At 58.0% G+C, this 20355-nt stretch carries 19 protein-coding genes; 8 read left to right on the plus strand and 11 right to left on the minus strand.

From position 1 onward, the window contains the following. Window positions 1-125: 125 nt before the first annotated feature. From PMI37_RS03775 to amaB, 7 genes are all read right to left on the minus strand, one after another. A complete protein-coding gene (locus PMI37_RS03775) occupies window positions 126-842 on the minus strand; it encodes an ABC transporter ATP-binding protein (RefSeq protein ID WP_008078275.1) in 717 nt (238 codons plus the stop codon). After that, window positions 839-1711, minus strand: a complete 873-nt coding sequence (locus tag PMI37_RS03780) for an ABC transporter ATP-binding protein (protein WP_008078277.1) — start codon at window positions 1709-1711, stop codon at window positions 839-841. Before PMI37_RS03780 ends, PMI37_RS03775 begins: the two co-directional genes overlap by 4 nt. Next, window positions 1708-3009 (minus strand): high-affinity branched-chain amino acid ABC transporter permease LivM, encoded by a 1302-nt coding sequence (gene livM / locus PMI37_RS03785; protein WP_008078279.1) that lies wholly within the window; start codon window positions 3007-3009, stop codon window positions 1708-1710. The genes PMI37_RS03780 and livM overlap by 4 nt, the downstream gene beginning before the upstream one ends. Window positions 3010-3012: 3 nt before the next feature. Next, complete coding sequence (locus PMI37_RS03790) at window positions 3013-3927, minus strand: ABC transporter permease subunit (RefSeq protein WP_008078282.1); 915 nt, start codon at window positions 3925-3927, stop codon at window positions 3013-3015. Window positions 3928-4168: 241 nt separating this feature from the next. Then, window positions 4169-5302, minus strand: a complete 1134-nt coding sequence (locus PMI37_RS03795; RefSeq protein WP_008078283.1) for an ABC transporter substrate-binding protein — start codon at window positions 5300-5302, stop codon at window positions 4169-4171. Window positions 5303-5670: 368 nt separating this feature from the next. Then, entirely contained in the window at window positions 5671-6954 is a 1284-nt protein-coding gene (gene amaA / locus PMI37_RS03800) for an L-pipecolate oxidase (protein WP_008078285.1), read from the minus strand. A gap of 211 nt (window positions 6955-7165) precedes the next feature. Then, entirely contained in the window at window positions 7166-8656 is a 1491-nt protein-coding gene (amaB, locus tag PMI37_RS03805) for an L-piperidine-6-carboxylate dehydrogenase (RefSeq protein ID WP_008078287.1), read from the minus strand. A gap of 164 nt (window positions 8657-8820) precedes the next feature. Between amaB and PMI37_RS03810 the strand changes: the two genes are divergently transcribed. Beyond that, window positions 8821-9720: a LysR family transcriptional regulator gene (locus PMI37_RS03810; RefSeq protein ID WP_008078289.1), complete on the plus strand. Its 900-nt coding sequence runs from the start codon at window positions 8821-8823 to the stop codon at window positions 9718-9720. Between the two features lie 82 nt (window positions 9721-9802). On the opposite strand, the gene PMI37_RS03815 is transcribed toward PMI37_RS03810, so the two are convergent. Further along, on the minus strand, window positions 9803-10612 hold the full coding sequence (locus PMI37_RS03815; RefSeq protein WP_008078290.1) for a helix-turn-helix domain-containing protein: 810 nt from the start codon (window positions 10610-10612) through the stop codon (window positions 9803-9805). Between the two features lie 173 nt (window positions 10613-10785). On the opposite strand from PMI37_RS03815, the gene PMI37_RS03820 reads away from it, so the two are divergent. From PMI37_RS03820 to nadE, 5 genes are all read left to right on the plus strand, one after another. Then, a complete protein-coding gene (locus PMI37_RS03820; RefSeq protein WP_008078291.1) occupies window positions 10786-12108 on the plus strand; it encodes an alanine/glycine:cation symporter family protein in 1323 nt (440 codons plus the stop codon). A gap of 206 nt (window positions 12109-12314) precedes the next feature. Continuing rightward, window positions 12315-12584 (plus strand): hypothetical protein, encoded by a 270-nt coding sequence (locus PMI37_RS03825; RefSeq protein WP_008078292.1) that lies wholly within the window; start codon window positions 12315-12317, stop codon window positions 12582-12584. Next, entirely contained in the window at window positions 12577-12831 is a 255-nt protein-coding gene (locus tag PMI37_RS03830; protein WP_008078293.1) for a hypothetical protein, read from the plus strand. Before PMI37_RS03825 ends, PMI37_RS03830 begins: the two co-directional genes overlap by 8 nt. Before the next feature lie 50 nt (window positions 12832-12881). Further along, window positions 12882-14105 carry a nicotinate phosphoribosyltransferase gene (gene pncB, locus PMI37_RS03835; protein ID WP_008078294.1) on the plus strand — a complete coding sequence of 408 codons (1224 nt, stop codon included), beginning with the start codon at window positions 12882-12884 and terminating at the stop codon, window positions 14103-14105. Window positions 14106-14109: 4 nt separating this feature from the next. Further along, window positions 14110-14937, plus strand: coding sequence for an ammonia-dependent NAD(+) synthetase (gene nadE / locus PMI37_RS03840; protein WP_008078295.1), 828 nt, complete (start codon window positions 14110-14112; stop codon window positions 14935-14937). A gap of 147 nt (window positions 14938-15084) precedes the next feature. Here the strand turns inward: nadE and azu are convergent, their stop codons facing one another. Next, window positions 15085-15528 carry an azurin gene (gene azu / locus PMI37_RS03845; RefSeq protein WP_008078296.1) on the minus strand — a complete coding sequence of 148 codons (444 nt, stop codon included), beginning with the start codon at window positions 15526-15528 and terminating at the stop codon, window positions 15085-15087. A 340-nt stretch (window positions 15529-15868) separates the two neighbouring features. Here azu and PMI37_RS03850 point away from each other — a divergent pair, with 340 nt between their 5' ends. Both PMI37_RS03850 and PMI37_RS03855 read left to right on the plus strand, forming a co-directional pair. Further along, window positions 15869-16456, plus strand: a complete 588-nt coding sequence (locus PMI37_RS03850) for a TIGR00730 family Rossman fold protein (RefSeq protein ID WP_008078297.1) — start codon at window positions 15869-15871, stop codon at window positions 16454-16456. 67 nt (window positions 16457-16523) lie between these two features. Next, window positions 16524-16712 (plus strand): hypothetical protein, encoded by a 189-nt coding sequence (locus tag PMI37_RS03855; protein ID WP_008078298.1) that lies wholly within the window; start codon window positions 16524-16526, stop codon window positions 16710-16712. 207 nt (window positions 16713-16919) lie between these two features. Here PMI37_RS03855 and PMI37_RS03860 read toward each other — a convergent pair whose 3' ends face one another. Further along, a complete protein-coding gene (locus PMI37_RS03860; RefSeq protein ID WP_008078299.1) occupies window positions 16920-17813 on the minus strand; it encodes a transglutaminase family protein in 894 nt (297 codons plus the stop codon). Further along, window positions 17813-20299: a circularly permuted type 2 ATP-grasp protein gene (locus tag PMI37_RS03865; RefSeq protein ID WP_008078300.1), complete on the minus strand. Its 2487-nt coding sequence runs from the start codon at window positions 20297-20299 to the stop codon at window positions 17813-17815. The genes PMI37_RS03860 and PMI37_RS03865 overlap by 1 nt, the downstream gene beginning before the upstream one ends. Window positions 20300-20355 lie beyond the last annotated feature (56 nt).

Raw genomic sequence — 20355 nt, forward strand, 5'->3', positions numbered from 1 at the left:
GCGATCTTTTGATCCTGAAAAACAACATTAAAAGATCGCAGCCTGCGGCAGCTCCTACAGGGGATTGTGGGTATTAAAAAGCCCCGGGACTTGCGTCGCCGGGGCTGTGTATAACCATGAAAGAATCAGTGCCCGCCCAGATAGGCGTTACGCACCTCCTCATTCACCAGCAACTCCTTGCCGGTGCCGGTGAGGCGAATCTCGCCGTTGACCATCACATACGCGCGATCCGACAGCTTCAGCGCATGGTTGGCGTTCTGCTCGACGAGGAAAATCGTCATGCCGGTTTTCGCCAACTCCCGCAGGGTCGCAAAAATCTGCTTCACCACGATCGGCGCCAGGCCCAGGCTCGGCTCATCAAGCAGCAACAGCTTCGGCCGACTCATCAACGCGCGGGCAATCGCCAGCATCTGCTGCTCCCCACCGGACATGGTCATCGCCCGCTGGGTGCGCCGCTCTTCCAGCCGAGGAAACAGCGTGAACATGCGCTGCATGTCCTCTTTGGCGTACTTGTCGCCAATCGGGATGGTGCCCATCAGCAGGTTTTCCTCGACGGTCATGTCGGGGAACACCCGCCGGCCTTCCGGCGACTGCGCGATGCCGTGGGAGGCGATGTAGTGCGAGGACTTCTGGGTGATGTCGACGCCCTGATAAATGATCTGCCCGCCGGCCGCCCGTGGCTGGCCGAAGATCGACATCAGCAACGTCGATTTGCCGGCACCGTTGGAGCCGATCAGGCTGACGGTTTCCCCCTCGTTGATCTGCAGCGAAACACCTTTAAGCGCCTGGATCGGTCCGTAGAACACGTCGAGGTCTTTGAGTTCGAGGATCGGTTGCGTCATACCAGCTCCTCTTCGTCGGCGCCGAGATAGGCGGCAATCACTTTCGGGTCGTTACGAATCGCTTCAGGCCCGCCTTCGGCGATGACGATGCCGTGGTCCAGCACCACGATGTGGTCGGAAATGCTCATAACCATGCCCATGTCGTGTTCGATCAGCACCACGGTCAGATCGTGCTCGTCACGCAGCAGCCTGATCATCGCGCTCAGCGCTTCGGTTTCCTGAGGGTTGAGGCCGGCGGCCGGTTCGTCGAGGCAGATGATCTGCGGGCGCGTGCACATGGCCCGAGCGATCTCCAGACGGCGTTGCTGGCCGTAGGAGAGTTCACCGGCGAGACGGTTGGCGCAGTCGACCAGATCGACCACTTCCAGCCAGTAGAACGCAACGTCCAGCGCGTCGCTTTCAGCCTTGCGGTAGCCCTTGGTATTGAGGATGCCGGCGAGCATGTTGCGGTTGACCCACATGTGTTGGGCCACCAGCAGGTTTTCCAGCACCGACATTTCCTTGAACAGGCGAATGTTCTGGAATGTCCGCGCCAGCCCCGCACGGTTCACCAGGTGCGTACCACCGAACATCTTGTAATACAGACGGCTGAGGAAGGATTTCGGCGAAACGAAGTCGGTCGCTTTAAACGACTCGCCCAACAACTGGATCACGTTGGTCTGCTGGCCGCGCACATTGAGTTCGATCTTGCCGCCGGAGGCTTTGTAGAAACCGGTCAGGCAGTTGAACACTGTGGTTTTGCCAGCGCCGTTGGGGCCGATCAGGGCGAAGATCGAGTTGCGTTTGACCTTCAGGCTGACATCGCTCAAGGCCTTGATGCCACCGAAATGCATCATCAGTTTTTCAACAGAGAGTACGACTTCACTCATGGCGCAGTCCTCTCATAGTGAATGGCACCTTTGCGTGGAGTGACCCCGGTGCGGCTGATGCGGATCAGCCCGCGAGGTCGCCAGATCATCATCAACACCATCAGGATGCCGAACAGCAGCACGCGATATTCAGCGAAACCGCGCAGCAGTTCCGGAGCGACGGTGAGTACGAACGCGGCGATCACCACGCCGATGGTCGAGCCCATGCCGCCGAGCACGACGATGGCCAGAATCAGTGCCGATTCGAAGAAGGTGAACGAGGTCGGGTTGACGAAACCTTGATAGGTGGCGAAAAACACACCGGCCAGACCCGCCGTCGACGCGCCAATGGTGAACGCCGAAAGCTTGACCAGCACGTGGTTGAGGCCCATCGAACGGCAGGCGATTTCGTCTTCACGCAAGGCTTCCCACGCGCGACCGACCGGCATCTTCACCAGACGATGCTTGATGTACAGCACGGCCAATACCACGAGGAACAACACCGCGTAGATGAAGTAGTACTTCACGTCCGGGTTGTAGGCGATGCCGAAGAACTCGTGGAACGGCACCCCGCCATCCTTCGCGCGTTTGCCGAACTCCAGACCGAAGAAGGTCGGCAGTGGCGCCGGCATGCCGTTCGGGCCGCCAGTCAGCGACAACCAGTTATTGAGGATCAGGCGAATGATTTCACCGAAGCCCAACGTCACGATCGCCAGATAGTCGCCATGCAGACGCAACACCGGGAAACCGAGGATGCAACCGGCCAGGCCCGCCGTAATCGCCGCCAACGGCAGCACCGTCCAGAAACCCAGACCGAGATACTGGTAACCGAGCGCCAGACCGTAGGCACCGATGGCGTAGAACGCCACGTAACCGAGGTCGAGCAGACCGGCCAGACCGACCACGATGTTCAGCCCCAATCCCAGCAGCACGTAGATCAACCCGAGGATGACCACGCCCAGCAGATAGGAGTTGGAAACAAACGGCACGATGACCGCCAGCACAATCAGCAGCGGGATGATCCAGCGCAGGCTCGATTTATGGTCGCTGGGCAGTACGTGCACACCGGAACCGGTGCTCTCGAATCCGTCGAGAATCTTCAGGCCCTTGGGCGTTTGCAGGAACAGGCTGAGGGCGAAGCGGCCAATCATGACGATGCCGATGATCCACGCCACGCGGGTCGGTTCGAGATTGAAGCTGTACCCCTCAAGGACGACACCGACAATCGGCCCGAATACGATCAGGGCAATCAGGCCGGCCAGAATCGCCTCAACCAGGCTTTTTTTGATATCAATGCTTTTTTTGGTGGTTGAAGACATCGCTTACACCTTCGACACAAGAGGACGGCCCAACAGACCCTGCGGCCGGAAGACCAGAACAAGTACGAGCAGCGAGAAGCTGAACACGTCTTTGTAGTCGGAGTTGACCAGGCCGGAGAACAGCGACTCGGAGATGCCGAGGATGATCCCGCCCAGCATCGCACCCGGCAGCGAACCGATCCCGCCGAGTACCGCAGCGGTGAAGGCTTTAATGCCGATGACGAAGCCTGCGTAGAAGTCGAACGTGCCGTAGTTCATGGTGATCAGCACGCCGGCCAATGCCGCCATGGCTGCACCGATGATGAACACGTAGGAGATAACGCGGTCGGTGTTGATCCCCAGAATCGAGGCCATCTTGCGGTCTTGCTGAGTGGCGCGGCACATACGGCCGAGCTTGGTGTATTTGATCACATAGGTCAGCAGACCCATGCCGACGAACGCGGCCACCAGGATGAAGATCTTGGTGTAGGTGAGCTGAACGAAACCGGTGCCGATGTCGACGCGCCAGGCGCCAGTGAGCAGCGTTGGAACACCCTGTTGACGGGCGCCCTGGCTGATCTGGGCATAGTTTTGCAGGATCAGGGAGATGCCGATGGCGCTGATCAGCGGTGCCAGTCGGGTGGAGTTGCGCAGGGGTTTGTAGGCGACTCGTTCAATGACCCAGCCATACACCGCCGTGACGACGATGGTGAAGATCAGCGTGCCGAGCATCAGCAGCGGGAAAGATTCGATACCGAAGTAAGCCAGCAGAGCTAGACTGATTGCCGCCAGGTAAGCGGAAATCATGTAAACCTCACCGTGGGCGAAGTTGATCATGCCGATGATGCCGTAGACCATTGTGTAGCCGATGGCGATCAGGCCATAGACCGACCCGAGGGTCAGGCCGTTGACCAGTTGCTGCAGGAAAATACCATCCATAACGCAATCTCACGCAGTGAGAACCTGCACACCTGTGGGCGGGCGGCTCTTCTAGGGAAAATACAGATTTACGTCGGAGCAATGTCAGAGCGCGATTGACCCAATCACTCCAAACCCTGTGGGAGCTGGCTTGCCAGCGATAGTGGTGGATCAGTCAACCTGTGTGTCGACTGACCTGACGCCATCGCGGGCAAGCCCGCTCCCACAGTTATGGGAGGGGATCAACTGATCGCGTCAGCCCTTACTTCTGTTTTTCCAGCTGGTGATATTTGCCAGTCGCATCCCACTGGTACACCACGTAGTCGGAGACTTTCAGGTCACCCTTCTTGTCCCAGGCCTTCTCACCCATGACGGTTTTCACCGGATTGGCTTTCAGCCACTCGGCGGCTTTTTCGCCACTGTTGGACTTGGCGCCATTGAACGCGGCCGCCAAGGTCTGAACCGAAGCGTAAGCGTACAGGGTGTAGCCTTCAGGCTCGGTGCCGGCCTTGCGGAAGGCATCCACCACGGTTTTACTTTCCGGCAGCATGCGCGGGTCGGCGCCAAAGGTCATCAGCACGCCGTCGACGTATTGCGGGCCACCAGCGGTGGTCACCAGTTCGTCGGTGACGATGCCGTCGTCAGACATGAACTTCACGTCTTTCAGGCCTTCAGTGCGCAGTTGTTTGACCAACGGGCCGGCTTCCGGGTGCAGGCCGCCGAAGTAGACGACATCGGCGCCGGCGGCGCGGATTTTGGTGACCACGGCGCTGAAGTCTTTCTCGCCACGGGTCAGACCTTCGTACAGCACCGGTTTCACGCCGCGCTTCTCAAGTTGAGCCTTGGTGGCATCCGCCAGGCCTTGGCCGTAGGTGTCCTTGTCGTGCAGCACGGCAACCTTTTTGCCTTTGAGCACGTCGACGATGTAGTCGCCGGCGACGATGCCCTGCTGATCATCACGGCCGCACATACGGAACATGGCGCTGAGGCCGCGTTCGGTCACTTGCGGGTTGGTGGAACCTGGAGTGATCGCGATCACACCGGCTTCGTCATAGATTTCCGACGCTGGAATGGTCGAAGAAGAGCAGAAGTGACCGACGACGCCAGCGACTTTCTGGTTGACCAGGTCCTTGGCGACCGTCACCGCCTGCTTCGGTTCGCAGGCGTCATCGCCTTTGACCAGAACGATTTTTTCCCCGTTGACGCCACCTGCCGCGTTGACTGCGTCAGCCGCTGCCTGTGCACCCTTCATGTACTGCTCGCCAAATGCCGCGTTGGCGCCCGTCATTGGACCCGCTACGCCGATTTTGATATCAGCCTGAGCAAACGCAGAAACACCCAACGCAGTAGCCACTGCGAGGGCCAGAAAGCCTTTCTTGTAAAACGTCTGGGACATGAGGTGGTGCTCCAAGGTTTTTTTTAGTTGGCACTGCGACTTCACTTCACTGAATGCTCAGAGCAAGGGCCGTGCCATCGGTTTTTTATTCTTCAAAAAGTCGCTGCTTTCTTGTTATTTCGACTGTTTCGTTCCCATTTTCATTGGGCGTGCAACCGTCTAAACCGCGGAAGGTGAAACCATTTATTTCTAAAGGCGCAACCCGCTTGCGCCATCATTGCAACCGCGGCACCAAACGACGTGCAACCAGCCTGTAACAGCCCGCGTCACCGAACTGCACACTGCTGGTGCGGGACTGCTACAACCCGCACCATTACAGGCTAGTCGCTGCATCGGAAAGCGCCGCTTCCGGCAACATATTTCAACACTCAAATGACGATGCGCAGGCACTGGCCCGCGTGATACAGCGAGAACCCGGCCTCGTATAGACAACTGCGCAAGCCTACGCCCGCCAAGGGCTGCATCGGTGCGAAGGGGATTGGCAGTGCTTGTGGATTGCCGTTACACAGATAGTCGGCGAAAGCCTTGCCAACCACCGTGCCCGTCGTGACGCCACGGCCGTTATAGCCAGTGACGGCCACCAGTCCCGGCGCTGGCTCGAACAGACGCATCAGGTGATCGGGCGTAAACGCGATGCGCCCGGTCCAGGTGCATTCCCATTCGACCGGTTTCAAATTGGGGAAGTAATGCTGTTGCACGCGGTCGGCCCAGGCTTTCAGGAACCATGTCGGTTTCTGATTACCGTTGCCCAGGCTACCGAGCAATAACCGCCCTTCTTTGTCGCGGCGAATGCTGCTCAACACTTGGCGGGTGTCCCACGAACCCTGCCCGCCGGGAAGAATCTCCTGCGCAGCGTCTTCGGTGAGCGGCACCGAGGCGACCTGATAGTAATAACCGGGGAAGAAGTTGCGCTTGAGTTCGGTCCAGTCGCCCTCGGTGTAGGCGTTGGAAGCGATGACCACTTGTTCGGCGAGCACCGAACCGTGCTCGGTTTGCACCGACCAGTTCGAGCCCTGACGTTCGAGCCGGGTGACCGATGAATGATCGAACATCTGCCCGCCGAGGCCGATCACGGCATTCGCCAGCCCGGTGACATAAGCCATCGGATTGAGCGTGCCGGCGCGACGATCGAGCAACGCGGCGGCGATTTTTTGCGTCCCGGTGGCTTGTTCGCAAGCCTTGCCGGTGAGTAGCTCGACCGGTGCGCCACGACGTTTCCATTGTTGCTCGCGACTGCGCAGATCGGCCTCGCCCTTGGCGTTGTGCGCCATGTGCAACGTGCCTTCGCGGCGTAACTGGCAATCGATGTTGTACTTGTCCACAAGGCTGAACACCAGCGCGGGCGCGGCCCCGAGCATGCGATTGAGCTGACTGCCAACGGCCTCGCCGAAACCGGCTTCGATCTCGTCCGGTGGAATCCACATGCCGGCGTTGACCAACCCGACGTTGCGCCCGGAACCGCCGTGGCCAGCGCGATGAGCCTCCAGCACGCAGACGCTTTTGCCTTTTTCCAACAGATGCAGCGCCGCCGACAACCCGGTAAACCCGGCGCCGATCACGCAGACATCGACTTTGACTTCGCCCCTGAGCGCGGTGTTATCCGGCCTTTGCGGCGTGAGCTTTTCCCACAGACATTCTTCGCGTAACGGCATTGCCAGACTCCAACAGAAACCTGCCAAACACACAATTCAATGTAGGAAAGAAACCATTTGTGATGTAAACCCTGTGGCGAGGGGATTTATCCCCGATCGGCTGCGAAGCAGTCGTCGCTCTTAAATTTTCAGGGCCGCTGCGCAGCCCGTCGGGGATAAATCCCCTCACCACAAAAGCCCGCTCCCACAGGGGATCGGTGTCATTCCAAACTCAGTCGAACGTAATGCCCTGCGCCAGCGGCAACTCCAGCGAATAATTCACGGTGTTGGTCTGGCGGCGCATGTACCCGCGCCAGGCGTCGGAGCCCGACTCACGGCCACCACCGGTTTCTTTCTCGCCGCCAAACGCACCACCAATCTCCGCACCGCTCGGGCCGATGTTGACGTTGGCGATGCCGCAGTCACTGCCGACCGCCGACATGAACTGCTCAGCCTCGCGCACGTCCGTGGTGAAGATGCACGACGACAAGCCTTGCGGTACCGCATTGTTCAGGCGCAGCGCTTCCTCGAAATCGTTATAGCCAACCACATACAGAATCGGCGCGAAGGTTTCGCTGCAGACCACATCACTCTGTTCGGGCATTTCAACAATCGCTGGCGACACGTAGTAGGCGTTGGGGAACTGATCTTCCAGTTGGCGCTTGCCGCCAAACACCCGACCGCCCTCACTCAACGCCTGCTCCAGCGCGTCCTGCATGTTTTCAAAGCTGTGCTTGTCGATCAGCGGGCCGACCAGATTGCCTTCCAGCGGGTTGCCGATGCGTACTTTCGAATAAGCAGCCTTGAGGCGAGTGACGATTTCTTCCTTTACCGATTCATGGGCGATCAGACGACGCAACGTGGTGCAGCGCTGGCCTGCGGTACCGACGGCGCTGAACAGAATCGCGCGCACGGCCATGTCGAGATCGGCGCTCGGGCCGAGGATCATCGCGTTGTTGCCGCCCAACTCCAGAATGCTGCGAGCAAAACGTGCGGCGACTTTCGGCGCCACTTCGCGGCCCATGCGCGTGCTGCCGGTGGCGCTGATCAGGGCGACACGCGGATCATCGACCAGCGCTTCACCCGCGTCGCGACCACCGATGATCACTTGGCAAAGATTCGCCGGCGCATCGGTAAAATTCTTCACCACACGATCAAACAGCGCCTGACAGGCCAGCGCGGTCAGCGGGGTTTTCTCCGATGGCTTCCATACCACCGGGTTGCCGCAAACCAGCGCCAGCGTGGTGTTCCACGCCCACACCGCGACCGGGAAGTTGAACGCACTGATGACGCCGACCACGCCCAGCGGATGCCAGGTTTCACGCATGTGGTGGCCAGGACGCTCGGAGGCGATGGTCAAGCCGTACAGCTGGCGAGAAAGACCGACGGCGAAATCGCAGATGTCGATCATCTCCTGCACTTCACCCAGACCTTCCTGGGTGATTTTGCCCGCCTCCCACGAAACCAGTTCGCCGAGGTCGGCCTTGTATTCACGCAACACTTCACCGAACTGACGCACCAATTCGCCGCGACGCGGGGCCGGAATCTTGCGCCATTGCTCGAACGCATGATCTGCGCGACTGATGTGCTGCTCGACTTCGGCCGGGCCTTCCCAGTTCACAGCGGCGATGCGGCTGCCGTCGATCGGCGAATGCACCGGCACTTTGCCGTTCTGATACAGGGCCGGGTTCACACCTAGACGATCAAGCAATGCGGCAACCATGGGTCACTCCTCAAGCAAAAAACTGAATGTGTGCGGCCGCTGTTTGCACGACCGGGCAGGCCTTTAGTTGTAGCGTCACATTGGCAAGGCAACAAACGACCTTTACGCGAGATATCATTCCGTTTATTCATGCTGAGCATAGAAAGACAAGAAAAGGATCGGCCATGCTGAACAAACGCCACTTGCCCTCGATCACTGCCCTGCAGTGCTTCGAAGCCGTGACCCGCCACCTGAGCTTCACCCGCGCCGCCGAGGAGCTGAACCTGACCCAGAGTGCGGTGAGCAAGCAGGTCGCGCAGCTTGAGGAATTGTTACAACACTTATTGTTCCTCCGGGTGCGCCGACGTTTGCAGATGACCCCGGCCGGGGATTTGTACTTGGTCGAAGTACGAAAAATCCTCACGCAGGTGGAGATGTCGACTCATTACCTGCGTTCCTACGGCGGCGAGACCGAAGTCTTACGCGTATCGACGCCATCGACCTTCGGCGCGCGTTGGCTGGTGCCGCGCCTGAAAGGCTGGCGTTTGCGCCATCCGTCAATTCATCTGGACTTGTGCAACGAGCAGGAAGCAGATGATTTACTGCAAGGGCGCAGCGATCTGGCGTTTTATTTCGGTCAGGGTTCGCGGCCTGGCACGGAATGCCTGAAATTGTTCGGCGAAGAGCTGGTGCCGGTCTGCGCGCCAGGCAGCATGCCCGACAAGCCGTTTACTGATCCGACGCAACTCACCGATCTGGTCCTGCTGCAAAATGCCTCGCGCCCGCAGGCCTGGCACGACTGGTTCGACAGCCAGGGCTACCAGACCGAACACAGCTATCACGGGCCACGGTTTGAAACCTTTTATATGTGCATTCGTGCCGCACAGGTGGGTTGTGGCGTGGCGCTGTTGCCAAGGTTTCTGGTGGAAGAGGAATTGGCCGACGGTAAACTGGTCATTCCCTGGCAGTATGCAATGCCGAGCAGCGACGCCTATTACCTGGCGTACCCCGAACACGCGGCGGAAGTACCGAAGGTGCGCGACTTCGTCAAATGGATGCTCGAACAGATCGACAATCCCCTGTAGGAGCTGCCGAAGGCTGCGATCTTTTGATCTTCAAAACCAACATCAAAAGATCGCAGCCTTCGGCAGCTCCTACGAAAATTTGTCAAACGATCACAAACAGGCCATCCACAACCTGAGCTTGAGCGAGACGCGCGCGCAGATCGTCATCAATGGCGCAATCATCAGGTTTGTACAACCGGACACGACGATAGGCCGCGACCCGATCAATTTCCTGTCCCAGATAATCCCAGACAACTCTTGAACAGGAAGGGGCGCGATGATCAGCAGCCGAAACGCCAAGCTTCAATCCATTTAACCGTGTAATGCAGCTTTTGAAACTTGGAATGAGAATAGTTTGACTGATCTCGTTTGAAGTCAGCGATTCATAATCTACGAAAAAAAGGCGATCTCGCAGGTAATAAGCAACACCTTTATATCGATATCGTTCAAACCCGCCTTCTACCCCAGACATCTGTAACTGCTCATTTCGTTCATACACTATGTCATCGCCTTCTTCCCGCACATGCACAAGTGAACACAGAATGGAACCCGGTTCAGTCATCGCGTGGTAGTACTCGTGGTAATACCCCGTGTGAGCCTTCAGTTCTGGTGAGGATTGTTTGCGCAGGTGTTTCAAAACTCTTTGTGACACTGTTTCTTCATCGAAGAGCCTGGCTTTGCTGGTTTTTACGCCAATCAATGCAATGAACTGCTCGCTTGGCAGGCGCATTTCAAACTCTTCCACACCAAAAAAATCGCAAATCCGCTTGAGGTTAAAAGGTGCGGGCATACTATTCCCACAAAGATACTTATTAAATTGCCCACGATTAATACGAACCTTCCTACAGACCTCTGCGACAGATCTGTAGTGACCACACAGAAACCTCAAGTTTGCGGAAAAAAACTCACACATAAATCACTCAGCAAGAAACCCAGGAGAACTCACCATAGCAGCAACCAGCATCACATTTGAGCAACTTGCGAAATTGCATCAGATTAAATATGGCTGGATATTACGACTCCTGAAAGGCTTCAGGACTGGCGACACCATTAATTCGCCAGCACTCACAAAGCAAGGAGCTTGGAATGCTAGACATCATCAACGACTTTCTGTCAGGCAAGGTATTAATACCTTTAGTGCTTGGCCTGGGAAGCTACTTCACTGTCCGATCCGGATTTGTTCAGTTGAGGTATTTCCCCCATATGTTTGGCGTATTACACGGCAGTTGGCGCGGCAACAGCCATCACTTGAGTTCATTTCAGGCGCTTATGCTCAGCCTTGCCGGGCGAGTCGGCACGGGTAACATCGTCGGCGTCGGGATCGCGGTAAGCATGGGCGGGCCTGGTGCGGTGTTCTGGATGTGGATGACTGCTCTCTTGGGCATGTCGAGTAGCTTTTTCGAATGTACGCTGGGACAACTCTATAAGCGTAGCGATGGCAAAGGCCTCTATCGAGGGGGCCCGTCCTGGTACATCCAGCACGGTCTGGACAAGCGCTGGCTCGGCATGATCGCAGCCGTACTATTGCTGGTGACTTTTGGATTTGCGATCAACGGCCTCGAATCGCATGCGGTATCTCATTCACTAAAAGATGCGTTTGGCGTAGCACCGATCTGGTCAGGGCTTGCACTTGCGCTGATGCTGGGGGTCGTTTTCATTGGCGGGATAAAGCGCATAGCGGCAGTTGCTGACCTTCTGGTACCTATTAAAGTTCTCGCCTACATCAGCGTGACGGCCTACGTAATGGTTCTGCAGTTCGACCAAGTTCCAGCGATGCTCATGACCATTATTAACAGCGCGTTCGGGCTGGATCAGGCTTATGGCGGGCTGGTTGGCAGCGCAATCATCATGGGGGTGAGACGCGGAGTGTTTTCCAACGAGGCAGGACTGGGAAGCGCCCCCAATGTCGCGTCAGTGGCGAAGATCGGCCACCCGGTTGCACAAGGCGTCGTACAAGCACTGAGTGTTTTCATCGATACTTTCATAATCTGCACCTGTACCGCACTACTGATTTTGCTATCGGGTTTCTACACACCAGGATTTGAAGGTGACGGGATTGCGCTGGCACAAAACTCGCTGGCAGCAGTCGTTGGGGAATGGGGACGAATGTTTATCAGCGTAACACTTGCGCTCTTCGTATTCACGGCGATGCTTTACAACTATTACCTGGGAGAAAACAGCTTGCGGTTCATGTTGGGTGAGCCTCGTAAGACGCTGCTCTTGTACCGTGCGCTAGTACTGATATTAGTCTACTGGGGCTCCGTCGAAGACCTGTCCACTGTTCTGGCTTTTGCAGACATCACCATGACGCTGCTCGCGCTTGTCAACCTGGTAGCGATGTTCTTGCTCTTCAACATAAGCATGCGTGTTGTGCGCGACTATGACGAACAACGCCGCGCCGGGATATAGCTGCCCAGACATAAATACTCATAGCGAGAACGTTATTTCTTCGAGCACCCGCAAACAGACTGCCAAACGTTAAACAGAACATGCAAAGTCATTAAATCAATTAATGGCTTTGCAGCTACTGCATCAAATGCACCTAAGAATAAAATCTCAAGAACCATGCTTTCTTCGAGCCGTCACGCCCAGAACAAACAGAAGGACTTTATCCCATGAATCGCTTTTACCCCCTCAAGGCAAATGCAACTAATACTCCAACATACTTTATAGACTCGCATGCCACACCCAATCAGTTATTTGAAGACGCTTGTTTCAGAATTCGCGCTTCCGCGGGCCTTTTGGAGGCTTTCACATTAGTCACCATCAAGGGCACCAACGATTCTGATTTTTATAAACTAATACTTCCAGCGTACGTGCTACTTCAGGACGGCGTCGACACGCTGGAACAGATCACCTTCAAAGGAGGAGTCATTCATGTATAAAATCGTGACCCAGGAAATGCTCAGAGCTGCTTTGGTTAAAGCAGTTGAAATCAAGCTGATACCCAAGCACTCGTTGCTGGCCGATTATTTAAAAAGCGGGGTACAACTCGAACAAGTCATTCAAGCGGCACTTGAGGCGCAACCGAAAATAGCCAAGTTTTGTGGGCTGAGATGTATGGCCTCAGAGGATCTTTCACCCGAGAGTAAAAAAGCGCTGGCAATCCCCACCGCTGATATGCGCCACTAGCGCCATTGATTGAGACCGCGCCACAGCGCGGCGCACCTGGAGACCCCGTTATGAGCGAGAGCGTGTTTGCCGATCGCATCGTGCAGAACCTGCTCGACACCGACTTCTACAAATTGACGATGATGCAGGCGGTGCTGCACAACTACCCCAACGTCGAAGTCGAATGGGAGTTTCGTTGCCGTAACAGCGAGGATCTGCGCCCGTATCTGGCCGAGATCCGCTATCAGATCGAGCGCCTGGCCGAGCTGAGCCTGAGCGCCGACCAGTTGAATTTCCTTGAACGCATCAGCTTCCTGAAACCGGACTTCCTGCGTTTCCTCGGGCTGTTCCGCTTCAACCTGCGCTACGTGCACACCGGCATCGAGAACGGCGAGCTGTTCATCCGTCTGCGCGGGCCATGGCTGCATGTAATCCTTTACGAAGTGCCGCTGCTGGCGATCGTCAGCGAAGTGCGCAACCGCTATCGCTACCGCGAAACCGTGCTCGAGCAGGCGCGCGAGCAGCTCTATCGCAAGTTCGACTGGCTGACCGCCAACGCCTCGGCCGACGAATTATCGCAACTGCAGGTCGCCGATTTCGGCACCCGCCGCCGGTTTTCCTACCGCGTGCAGGAAGAAGTGGTGAACGTGCTCAAGCACGATTTCCCCGGGCGTTTTGTCGGCACCAGCAACGTGCACCTGTCGCGCGAACTGGACATGAAACCGCTGGGCACCATGGCCCATGAATGGATCATGGCCCACCAGCAACTCGGCCCACGGTTGATCGACAGCCAGATCGCTGCGCTTGATTGCTGGGTGCGCGAGTACCGAGGTTTGTTGGGGATCGCGCTCACCGACTGCATCACCACCGATGCCTTCCTCGGCGATTTCGATCTGTTTTTCGCCAAACTGTTCGATGGCCTGCGCCACGACTCCGGGGATCCTGTGGTGTGGGGCGAAAAATGCATCGCGCATTACCACAAGCTCGGCATCGACCCGATGAGCAAGACGCTGGTGTTCTCCGACAGCCTGACCCTGCCCAAGTCGCTGGAGATCTTCCGCGCGCTGCACGGTCGGATCAACGTCAGCTTCGGCATCGGCACCAACCTCACCTGCGACATTCCGGGTGTCGAACCGATGAGCATCGTGCTTAAAATGACCGCCTGCAACGGCCAACCGGTGGCGAAGATCTCCGACGAGCCAGGCAAGTCCCACTGCAAAGATCCGAATTTCGTCGCCTATTTGCGACACGTGTTCCAGGTTCCTGCCGATTCCCGTCTATCTAGCAAGGAGTGAATTCATGCAAGCCGTACAGCGTGAGATTGCGCAGCAGCTCAAGGTGCAACCGCCGTTCGCCGACTACCAGGCCCTGCAGGCCGAAGTCGCCCGGCGCATTGCCTTTATTCAGGATTGCCTGGTCAATTCCGGGCTCAAGACGCTGGTGCTGGGCATCAGCGGCGGCGTCGATTCGCTGACCGCAGGCCTGCTGGCCCAGCGCGCGATGCGCGAACTGCGTGACCAGACTGGCGACAACGACTACAAATTCATCGCCGTGCGCCTGCCGTACGAAACCCAGTTCGACGAGCACGACGCCCAGGCCTCGGTGGATTTCATCGCCCCGGATGAACGCCACACCGTCAACATCGGCCCGGCCGTGAAGTCGCTGGCCAGTGAAGTCGCAGCCTTTGAAGGCAAGCACGCGGTCTCGGTGGATTTCGTCCTCGGCAACACCAAGGCGCGGATGCGCATGGTTGCTCAGTACACCATCGCCGGCGCAGCGCACGGGCTGGTGATCGGCACCGACCACGCGGCGGAAGCGGTGATGGGTTTCTTCACCAAGTTCGGTGACGGCGCCTGCGATCTGGCGCCGCTAAGCGGCCTGGTGAAAAATCAGGTGCGCGCGATTGCCCGCAGCTTTGGCGCGCCGGAGTCGCTGGTCGAGAAAGTGCCGACGGCGGATCTGGAAGACCTGTCGCCGGGCAAACCCGACGAAGCGTCCCACGGCGTGACCTATGCCGAAATCGACGCCTTCCTGCATGGCGAACCGGTGCGCCAGGAAGCGTTCGACATCATCGTCGCAACTTACAACAAGACCCATCACAAACGCGTGATGCCATTCGCCCCGTAAGTTGCAAGCCCCTGTAGGAGCTGTCGAGTGAAACGAGGCTGCGATCTTTTGATCTTCAAAAACAAAATCAAAAGATCGCAGCCTTCGGCAGCTCCTACAGAAAACAAAAAAGCGTCCCGAGGGACGCTTTTTTTATGCCTGACTCAATTACTTGACGGTAATCGTGCCTTTCATCATCGAGATGTGGCCAGGGAACGAGCAGAAGAAGCCGTAGCCACCGTCTGCAATCTTCGCCACATCGAAGGTCAGCGAGTCGGTTTCCTTGGCGCCGATGATCTTGGTGTGGGCGATGATGCGCGCGTCACCTTCCGGCAGGTAGTTCTTGTCGATACCGGCGGCCAGGCCAGCGGTAGCGATTGGCTGCATGTCAGCTTCTTTGCTGATCACCAGGTTATGGCCCATGACGTTTTTCGGCAGGCTGCCGGAGTGGGTCAGTTCGACGGTGAAGGTCTTGCAGCTCTTGTCGATCACGATTTCCTTGGTGTTGAAGGACATCTGATCGGTGGAGTCAACGGTGGTTTTGCACTCGGCAGCCATCAATTGGCTGCTGGCCAGGGCCAGCAGGGATACCGCAACAACTTTGGAAAACATGGTGAATCTCCAAGGCAGGGTTAACAAAAACACTAATGGTGGAAAGACTGCCTGAAATCTTCGCAAGTTCCTATGACTTGAGTCAAAAATTGTATACAACTTTCAGGCTATGACACTCATCGAGACAATCTAACGGCCAGATTCCCCGGCCCGCCCTATGATCGGCGCATCTACTGAGACGGAGTGCCTGTCATGTTCTTTAACGGTCTGTTGTGCAGTTTGCTCGCCGCCTACGCCTGTGGCGCCAGCGGTACCTTTGAATCACCGGAGCGCGAAGTTTAGTCCTTGGATCGAGGCCTGCCAGCCATTACCCTGTGACGGATTGACCCAGGAGGAAGGCATGTCTGTGAAATCCGTGTGTGTATTTTGTGGTGCCAACGCCGGCACCGTCCCGGCTTACACCGAAGCCGCCATCGCCCTTGGCCAAGCCCTCGCCGAGCGTAAGCTGACGCTGGTTTACGGCGGTGGCGCCGTGGGTTTGATGGGAATTGTCGCCGACGCTGCCCTGGCCGCCGGCGGCGAAGTGATCGGCATCATTCCGCAGAGCCTGATGGACAAAGAGATTGGCCATAAAAGCCTGACACGCCTGGAAGTGGTCGACGGCATGCACGCGCGCAAGGCGCGCATGGCTGAACTCAGCGATGCGTTCATCGCCCTGCCCGGCGGCCTCGGCACGCTGGAAGAGCTGTTCGAAGTCTGGACCTGGGGCCAGCTCGGTTACCACGGCAAACCGCTGGGGCTGCTGGAAGTGAACGGTTTTTACAGCAAACTCACTGCTTTTCTTGACCACATCGTCGGCGAAGGCTTCGTTCGCGCGCCACACCGTGACATGCTGCAAGTGAGCGAATCGCCACAAACGCTGCTCGATGCTCTGGATAACTGGAAGCCGACCGTCACGCCAAAATGGGTCGACCAAAAACCCGGCTAACCGCAAGGCACCGATACAGGGCAGAATACGCGCCGCTCAACCTCACCTTCGACCAAGAGGAACGCCCATGGCCAAACCCAATTACTCCTTCGCCAAACGTCAACGAGACCTGGCAAAGGAACAGAAGAAAGAGGAAAAGCTTCAGCGCAAGAAACAAACAGCTGAAGAAGCAGCACTGAACCCTGAGGGTGAAGTGGCAACAGAAGATGATGTTGATGCAATTGAAGCACCGAAAGATCAGGCGCCCGACGCCTGAGCCCCACCGGGTTTGATGATCGAATCAGACCCTGCGGATTTGTGACGGGGCTGGCGGTTCCACCGCCGGCCCTCACAGCCCTTCCCCTCAGAATTTGCCACAAAACCCTGTGGGAGCGGGCTTGCCCGCGATGATTGCGGCACAGCCAAAAAAGTCATCACAGACACTCCGCCATCGCGGGCAAGCCTGCTCCCACAGGGTGCTTTATCACTCATTGATGGGCATTACGGTGACGCGCACTTCCGGGTCGTGATTGCCGCCGCCAAGGATCACCCCGCGCAACGGCGATACATCGGAAAAATCCCGCCCCCACGCCAATGTGATGTGTTCCAGCGCCGGTTGCACATTGTTGGTCGGATCAAAATCCACCCAGCCCAGCACCGGACAAAACACCGACACCCAGGCATGTGACGCATCGGCGCCGATCAAGCGTGGCTGCCCCGGTGGTGGCTGAGTCAGCAGATAGCCACTGACATAACGCGCCGCCAGGCCTCGCGAGCGCACACACGCCAGCATCAAATGAGCAAAGTCCTGACAGACCCCGCGACGCCGCTCCAGCACTTCCACCAGCGGCGTCGCCACCTGGGTCGCTTCGGCATCAAAAGTGAATTCGCTGAAAATCTTCTGCATCAAGGCTTGCACGCCGAGCATCAATGGCTGCCCAGGTGAAAAGCAGCTTTGCGAGAACTCGACGAAGCTGCGCTTCAAATGTACATACGGTGACTGGAACCGATAGCGACACGCCTCAAGTATTTCGGCGGACAACGGCTGACTGCTGTAGGTCAACGCATCGCGGGTCTGCTCCCATGCCGGCGACTGCTTGAAATCCAGCGCAGGCCGCGCCAGCACTTCCACCGTCAGCCGTGCATTGACCTGCAATTCATCGTGCGGCCGTTCGAAGGCCAATCGGGTCAGCGGGTTGCCAAACACATCCAGCTCATCGCGGCGCGCCGTCGGCTCCGGGCTGATCAACAACGCTTGTTCAGTGCAGCGCTGCCAGGCGCATTCGCGCGGCCACAGATGCGCCAGTTGCTGCGCCAGCGATACCGGACTGTCGTAGTGATAACAGGTGTCGTGGAAGATCTGGTAATGCGCGCTCATCAGACGGACACCGTACGCTGGCTGACATCATCGACATGGGCGAAATGGCGCAACGCCAAACGATCCGAGACCTGACCACTGGCCTCGGCGATGGCTTGCAGTAGATCCGCCAGGCCATCGAGGGCCGCACGCACACTGTTCTCGCCGAACAACGGGTTTTCCAGGCAGCCCAGATCGAACCGCGCCAGACGTTCGACCAACTGCGGCAATCCCGCCTCCCGTGGCGCACCGAAATCATCGTTCAAACGCTTCAGTGTGCGCGTCACCAATTTCAACTGGAACAACACCGCGTGCGGGTTTTGCTCATCGAGCAGCAACAGATCAAGCACTGGAATCAATTGCGCCACCGCCAGATAACGCGAGCGATAGGTGATGCTGCTGTTGCCCAGTTCCAGCAGCCATTCCAGCCCCGACTGATCGAACGCGCCGGCGCCGCGTAGAAATGCCGCCAGACTGCTGCTGAGAAATTGCAGACGCTCAATGCGTCGACCAATCATCAGAAAGCGCCAGCCTTCGTCGCGGGTCATGTCGTCGAGGGCAAAACCGGACAACGCCGCCAGCGACATCACCAGGCGGTTGAGAAAATCCAGCAACTCGCCGAAATCCGGCTCGTCGGTGTCCAGCTCAGTGGCTTCGCGCTGCAATTCGACCAGTGCCTGCCAGTTCTCCCGCGAAAGCTTGCCGCGCACCTGCGAGGCGGCCCACTGCAAGCGTTGCAGGTTGGAGCGCAGGCTGAACGACCAGTCATCGCCGAGCAGTGCGGCCAGCAAACGTTCAGGCAACTCACCTTCGTCCGGTAACAGCGTCAGTCGTTCGCCGAGGTCGACGGCTGCCTGCAAGGCTTGCGGGTCATCGCCGTCGACATATCGCGCGAGCATGATCCGAAGCAGTCGCGCACTGTCGTCACAGCGCTCGCAATAACGGCCGAACCAGAACAGGTTTTCCACCACCCGCGACGGCAGATAGGGATCGCGCCTGACAAGATCATGCACGCCGACATTGCGCTGGGTTTTCCATTGTTCGCCACTCGGCGGACGCTCGCCCAGCACCCAGGTGTCCTTGCTTGCGCCGCCGCGCTGCATCGACACCACCTCGGCATCAGCCTCGGCGGCCACCCGGGTCAGGCCACCGGGCAGCACACGATAACCGTCGCGACTGGCGACGGCGTACATGCGCATGCCGATCGCTCGGGGTTGCAGTTGACCGTTCTCGGCCTGCCAGATCGGCGCGTGGGACAGTTGCGCCAATTCTTGCGCTACGTAGGCATAAGGCCGCGCTTGCATGCGCAAAGCGAGACCCTGGCGCTGTTTTTCGCTCAGATCCCGGCCAAATACGGGCGCAAAAGTCTGTGAGGGAAACGCCGGTTTGATCAACAGTTCCGGAAGTTTTTCCAGCGCCTGTGCCAGCACCGGCGCCTCGCCGCACCACCACGTGGCAATCGACGGCAGGATCAGTTCTTCGCCGAACAGGTATTGATTGATCTTCGGCAGAAACCCCAGCAACCCCGGCGACTCCAGCACGCCGCTACCCAACGCGTTAGTCACCAGCACGCGGCCCTGACGCACCGCTTCGAGCAGACCGGGAACGCCGAGTGCCGAGTCCGTGCGCAACTCCAGCGGGTCGCAGAAGTCGTCGTCGAGTCGGCGCATGATCGCGTGCACGCGGCGCAACCCGCTGAGGGTTTTCAGGTAGACCGTAGCATCGCGCACGGTCAGGTCACCGCCCTCGACCAGGGGATAACCGAGCTGGCGGGCGAGATACAAATGTTCGAAGTAGCTTTCGTTGAAGCGCCCCGGCGTGAGCAAGACCACCAGCGGCGCGTCATCGCCGCTCGGCGCCTGACGCACGAGGGTTTCCTGCAAGGTGCGGAAGAAACCGGCCAGGTGCTGCACCTTCAGGTCGCGGTACAGCTCGGGAAAGGCGCGAGAGACAATGGTGCGATTTTCCAGCGCATAACCGGCACCCGAGGGTGCCTGGGTGCGATCAGCCGTAACCCACCAGCGGCCGTCTGGCGTGCGCGCCAGATCCACCGCGTAAAGATGCAGAAAAGCCCCTTCCGGCGGCGCAATGCCCTGACACGGCCAGAGAAAATTGTTGTGGCCGAAGACCAGTTCCGCCGGCAGCAACCCCTCACTGATCAGCTTTTGTGGGCCATAGAGATCCGCCAGCACGGCATTGAGCAGGCGCGCACGCTGAGCGATCCCGGCTGACAACTGTTGCCATTCATTCGCCGCAATCACATGCGGCAGCAAATCCAGTTCCCACGGCCGATCTGCGCCTTTGGGATCGGCATAAACGTTATAGGTGACGCCGTTTTCCTGAATCTGTCGCGCCAGCAACGCCTGCCGCTGCACCAACTGCGCCGGGCTGCTGCGCTGCAACTGATCGAACAGCCGCTGCCAGTGCGGGCGCACCGCGCCACTGCCGTCGAGCAGTTCATGATAAGTGCCCGCCGTCAGCGGGTAGCGGTCTAGCAGGTCAGGCATGGAAAGCTCGGCAGACAGCAGGGAACGGTCAGACTAACGCAGGCACATGACGTGCG

Source organism: Pseudomonas sp. GM80, assembly GCF_000282515.1.
GTDB lineage: Bacteria > Pseudomonadota > Gammaproteobacteria > Pseudomonadales > Pseudomonadaceae > Aquipseudomonas.

Bases quoted from the DNA above. Each gene is read 5' to 3' on its own strand.
- PMI37_RS03775 (WP_008078275.1), bottom strand. From the start codon at position 842: ATGACGCAACCGATCCTCGAACTCAAAGACCTCGACGTGTTCTACGGA.
- PMI37_RS03795 (WP_008078283.1), bottom strand. From the start codon at position 5,302: ATGTCCCAGACGTTTTACAAGAAAGGCTTTCTGGCCCTCGCAGTGGCT.
- PMI37_RS03780 (WP_008078277.1), bottom strand. From the start codon at position 1,711: ATGAGTGAAGTCGTACTCTCTGTTGAAAAACTGATGATGCATTTCGGT.
- PMI37_RS03855 (WP_008078298.1), top strand. From the start codon at position 16,524: ATGGCCAAACCCAATTACTCCTTCGCCAAACGTCAACGAGACCTGGCA.
- PMI37_RS03810 (WP_008078289.1), top strand. From the start codon at position 8,821: ATGCTGAACAAACGCCACTTGCCCTCGATCACTGCCCTGCAGTGCTTC.
- nadE (WP_008078295.1), top strand. From the start codon at position 14,110: ATGCAAGCCGTACAGCGTGAGATTGCGCAGCAGCTCAAGGTGCAACCG.
- azu (WP_008078296.1), bottom strand. From the start codon at position 15,528: ATGTTTTCCAAAGTTGTTGCGGTATCCCTGCTGGCCCTGGCCAGCAGC.
- PMI37_RS03815 (WP_008078290.1), bottom strand. From the start codon at position 10,612: ATGTGTGAGTTTTTTTCCGCAAACTTGAGGTTTCTGTGTGGTCACTAC.
- amaB (WP_008078287.1), bottom strand. From the start codon at position 8,656: ATGGTTGCCGCATTGCTTGATCGTCTAGGTGTGAACCCGGCCCTGTAT.
- amaA (WP_008078285.1), bottom strand. From the start codon at position 6,954: ATGCCGTTACGCGAAGAATGTCTGTGGGAAAAGCTCACGCCGCAAAGG.
- PMI37_RS03860 (WP_008078299.1), bottom strand. From the start codon at position 17,813: ATGAGCGCGCATTACCAGATCTTCCACGACACCTGTTATCACTACGAC.
- PMI37_RS03865 (WP_008078300.1), bottom strand. From the start codon at position 20,299: ATGCCTGACCTGCTAGACCGCTACCCGCTGACGGCGGGCACTTATCAT.
- PMI37_RS03825 (WP_008078292.1), top strand. From the start codon at position 12,315: ATGAATCGCTTTTACCCCCTCAAGGCAAATGCAACTAATACTCCAACA.
- PMI37_RS03820 (WP_008078291.1), top strand. From the start codon at position 10,786: ATGCTAGACATCATCAACGACTTTCTGTCAGGCAAGGTATTAATACCT.
- PMI37_RS03850 (WP_008078297.1), top strand. From the start codon at position 15,869: ATGTCTGTGAAATCCGTGTGTGTATTTTGTGGTGCCAACGCCGGCACC.
- PMI37_RS03790 (WP_008078282.1), bottom strand. From the start codon at position 3,927: ATGGATGGTATTTTCCTGCAGCAACTGGTCAACGGCCTGACCCTCGGG.
- pncB (WP_008078294.1), top strand. From the start codon at position 12,882: ATGAGCGAGAGCGTGTTTGCCGATCGCATCGTGCAGAACCTGCTCGAC.
- livM (WP_008078279.1), bottom strand. From the start codon at position 3,009: ATGTCTTCAACCACCAAAAAAAGCATTGATATCAAAAAAAGCCTGGTT.
- PMI37_RS03830 (WP_008078293.1), top strand. From the start codon at position 12,577: ATGTATAAAATCGTGACCCAGGAAATGCTCAGAGCTGCTTTGGTTAAA.